The sequence below is a fragment of the Candidatus Schekmanbacteria bacterium genome, assembly GCA_003695725.1.
Lineage (GTDB): Bacteria > Schekmanbacteria > GWA2-38-11 > GWA2-38-11 > J061 > J061.
In genome coordinates, this window is record RFHX01000326.1 from 1 (window position 1) to 4,490 (window position 4,490).

At 35.2% G+C, this 4,490-nt stretch carries 3 protein-coding genes; all 3 read left to right on the top strand.

The window, feature by feature from the left end; all coding sequences use genetic code 11:
- Positions 1-215: 215 nt before the first annotated feature.
- Complete coding sequence (gene fabF, locus D6734_12045) at positions 216-1,457, top strand: beta-ketoacyl-[acyl-carrier-protein] synthase II (GenBank protein ID RMF92533.1); 1,242 nt, start codon at positions 216-218, stop codon at positions 1,455-1,457.
- Between the two features lie 3 nt (positions 1,458-1,460).
- A complete protein-coding gene (locus D6734_12050) occupies positions 1,461-3,587 on the top strand; it encodes a GAF domain-containing protein (protein ID RMF92534.1) in 2,127 nt (708 codons plus the stop codon).
- A partial coding sequence (locus D6734_12055; protein RMF92535.1) for a hypothetical protein occupies positions 3,588-4,490 on the top strand: 903 nt, incomplete at its 3' end.

A 4,490-nucleotide genomic window follows, 5' to 3' on the forward strand; every position in this document is an offset into this window, starting at 1 on the left:
CTATTATTTTTCCGTCTTCTTAGAGATATTGAGTTTTCCTCTCATTGGCAATACTTTTTATACTCTTGCCCTTGCCTTTATGACATATTTTCCATTTCTTTTGATAAGGGTTCTCCTTGAAGAAAAAAAAATGAAGGAAAAATTTGGAGATAACTATTTAAGGTGATAAAATATATATTTCAGAAATTGCGTTGAATAATAAATAAAGGGAGGAATTGTTCTTGAGAAGACGAGCAGTAATTACAGGTTTGGGTATTGTTTCAGCAATAGGAATTGGAAAAGAGAAATTTTGGAATTCTCTAAAAAACGGAATTTCAGGAGTTGACTACATAAAAAGCTTTGATGCTTCTTCTTTCCCTTGCAAGTTTGCCGCTGAAGCGTCAGATTTCGATCCGACTGACTTTATTCCTGAAAAGCATGCAAAGCGCCTTGACAGATTTGCACAGTTTGGAATTGCAGCTGCAAAGATGGCAGTTGCTGATTCAGGTCTTGATTTGGACAAAGAAAACAGAAATAGAATGGGAGTAATTGTAGGAACTTCTGTAGGTGCCCTTGCAATAGGAGAAAGGCAGCATGCGATTTTTTTGGAGAAGGGATATCGCAGGATAAACCCTTTTTTTGCAACTTCGATTATACCAAGTTCTGCTTCAAGCCAAATTATGATTAATCTTGGCATTTCAGGCCCCTGCTGTACCATAACAACGGCCTGTGCATCTTCGACTTCAGCAGTTGGCGAGGCAGCCGAAATGATTAAGACAGGAAGAAGCGATATAATGATTGCAGGCGGCTCTGAGACGCCTATAACTCCTTTTGCAATAGGTACCTTTGCAAATGTCAATCTCCTTACGACATCAGACGGCGATCCAAAGAAGGCGTATAAGACATTTGATATAAAAAGAGATGGTCTTGTTTTTGGAGAGGGGTCTTCTCTTTTTGTTATTGAAGAATATGAGCGAGCCAAAAAGCGGGGGGCAAAGATTTATGCAGAAGTTCTCGGTTATGGAGCAACTGCAGATGCATATCATGTGATGACTCCATTGCCTGATGCTAAACAGGCAGAAAATGCAGTAAGGATTGCTCTTAAAGATGCCAAAGTGAATCCTGAAAAGATAGACTATATAAATCCCCACGCAAGCGGAACAATCCATAATGACCGGGCTGAAGCCCTAACAATAAGAAATGTCTTTGGAGAGCTTGCGAGCAAAATTTTTGTGAGCGCAACGAAACCATATACAGGACACGCAATGGGCGGGTGCGGAGCTCTTGAGATTGCAGCATGCCTTATGATGATGGAGAATAATTTTCTGCATCCAATGTTGAACCTTACAGAGCGCGACCCCGAATGCGATCTTAATTTTGTTTCAGCAGAAGGAGAAGAGAAGGAACTGAATTATGTGATGAAAATATCTTTTGGTTTCGGCGGCTATAATGCAGTTTGTATTTTTAAAAAAATATAGAAGATGAGCGTTTATTCCCTTGGCTTTCTTATAGGCACTTTCTTTACTTTAGCTTCTGGTTTTTTTGTTTATTGGAAAAACAGAAAAAATATTGCCAATCTTCTTTGGCTTCTTCTATGTCTTGCAACTTCTCTTTGGCAATTTGGCCGATTTAGCATATCTATTGCAGAAAATTCAGCACAAGCCCTTTATTGGTGCAGGATAATCTATGCCGGCGCCATTTTTATTCCTGTCTTTAGTATTCATTTTATTCTGGCATTCATAAACAAGGTCCATAAAAGAAGATATGTACTTATTTCAGTCTATATTGCAGGCTTCATTGAACTTGTTTTAAGTTTTACACCGTACTTTATAAGCGGTGTTGAAAAAAGGGCAGTCATAGGTTTTTATGAAGTGCCTGAAAAGGCATATATAATCCATTTCATCGTATTCATTTCCGTAGCAATGCTTATTCTTTATGAGCTTGTTTCAGAATATCTTGTTACGGAAATGGCTATAAGAAAGAATCAGCTGAAATATCTTTTTATCGCTTCTGTTTTTGGATATTTGAGTGGCCTCACTTCTTTTTTTCCTCTTGTATCTGATAGTGTTTTGCCTATAGCTTCTCCTTTTACAGCGCTTTTTGTGCTGATTATAAGCTATGCAATCATAAAGTATAAATTCCTTGATATCAGCATAGTAATAAAAAAGAGCTTGGCTTATACTTTCATAGTTTTAATACTAATTGTTCCCTGCTTTGCAATTATTGTCTGGATGCAAAAGAAAATATTCGGTGTTGTTGATTTAACTTTCAGTTTAATAGCGCTTATTCTCTTTGTCCTTGTGGGGCTTATTTTCCCGAGAGTCAAGGTGGGCACAGAGAAAACTTTGGAAAACCTTCTATTCAAAAAACAGTTGAACCATGAAGAGACAATTCACAATTTGAGTGAAGCGATGGTGAATGTTTTGGAAAAAGCACCTCTTCTGCGGACACTGGTTGAAACTCTCGTTAAAAAACTCGATATCGATTATGCGTGCATTGTTTTACTCAATGAAGAGAGAAATGAGTTTAAAGTTGAATCTTCATATGGATTGAATGGCAATAGCGCTGAACGGGTATATCCTAAGGATGATTATTTTTTCGATTGGCTGCAAAAGAGAAGCAGAGTTGCTGTTAAGGAAGAGATAATGGACAGCTTTGATGTTCCAAGAAAAGATTATTTGATTGAAAAAATGAATGAACTTCAAGCAGAAGTATGTGTTCCCATTCTTTCAAGGTCAAAGCTTGTTGGGTCTTTATGTATGGGCAAGAAGATGACAGGTGAAATATATAATGAAAACGAATTGAAGCTCTTTCAAACCCTTTCAAATCAATTTGCCGTTTATTTGGAAAATGCAAAATTATACGAGAGTTTAAAGGAATCAAGGAATCGAATGAGACGGTCTGACCGTTTGGCATCTCTTGGGCAGCTTGCTGCAGGAATGGCTCATGAAATAAGAAATCCTTTAGTGTCGATACAAACATTTCTCCAGCTTCTTCCAGAAAGAATAAATGACAAAGAGTTTAGAACCGATTTTTTGAAAATTACAACTGGTGAAGTTGAAAGGATAAGCAGACTTCTAACAGCTCTACTTGATTTTTCAAAACCATCAAAACCTAAGTTTGCTGAGGAAAACTTGAGTGAACTTCTCGAGGATATAGTTTTCTTATGCGAAAATCAGATAAAGAAAAAGAACATTCAAGTTGAAAAACGCTATGATGTTAATCTTAAAAGTGTCAATGTAGATAAAGAGCAGATAAAACAAGTTTTTTTAAACATAATATTAAACGCTATTGATGCAACACCCGAAAATGGAAAAATAAAAATTGCAACGCGAAATATAAATGTAGATAATCAAACATATGTACAGGTTGAGATTTCAGATACCGGAATTGGCATTGAAAAACAGGATTTAGAAAATATTTTCAATCCTTTTTTCACAAAGAAGGAAAAGGGTTCGGGATTAGGCCTTTCAATATGCCACCAAATCATTGATGAGCATATGGGCACTATAAGCGCAGAAAGTGAAGTTGGAAAGGGGAGTAGTTTTTACATAAATATTCCTGTAAATCCTGTTGTTTTAGATAGAAGAAAAGGTGATAGGACATAAATGATAAAGAAGATATTGATAATAGATGATACAGAGATTTTTTTGGAATCTGCAAGAATTATATTGAAAAATGATTATGATCTAACTGTTAAGAAAGTAGAAGACAATTTTGAAAAATTTCTTGTTGATATAAATGAAGATTTAGTCATAATTGGATCGGATAAAGAGCTTCCCCTTGCAATTCCAAATTTTAAAAAAATTTTCCTTTCTTTGAAAGGCAAAGCGGTAATTTTTATTTTTCCAGAGAAGAGCAAAGAGTATATTCCTTATGTCCCTTTAAGAAATATCCATTTTCTTACAAGAAAGGCAAAATCGCTTTTATCTTTACCAAATATTATTGATGAAATAATCGAAGAGTCAGCCATTTCAAAGAAGATTTCTAATTTAAATGATGTTGGTCCCGGCAATAAAGAGTTTCTTGTAAATATGATGCCCTTTATAAAAATTCCTTCAAAATCCCAATTTTTGAACTTTACTATGACAACACTTCCCCTTTTTTTCAAAAAGGAATTGGGAATGCGAGAAGGAGATATTGCACGGTTGATTCATTATAATTCAGCAATGAAAGATCTTGATTTCTTGATGTATGATTGCGGTTTTGAAAGGAATGAAGGGATATTTGAATATTTAAAAATAAGGAAGCAAAAGGAAAAAAATGTATGTGGGACACTCTTTATCAATGATATTGACTTGATTACACCTCTTGAAAATGAAGAAATAGGCTATCTTATTGATAAGCTTCGTTATAAAGAGGTTTCAGAAAAAATTGGGAAAGAGGTTGAGTTGAGAATTGTTGCTTCATCTCAATATAATCTTGATTACCTTTGGAAAAATAAAATAATCAATGAAGAAATTTATTACAGTTTTTCAGCGGCACAATTTTCACTTTATTCTCTCTATGAA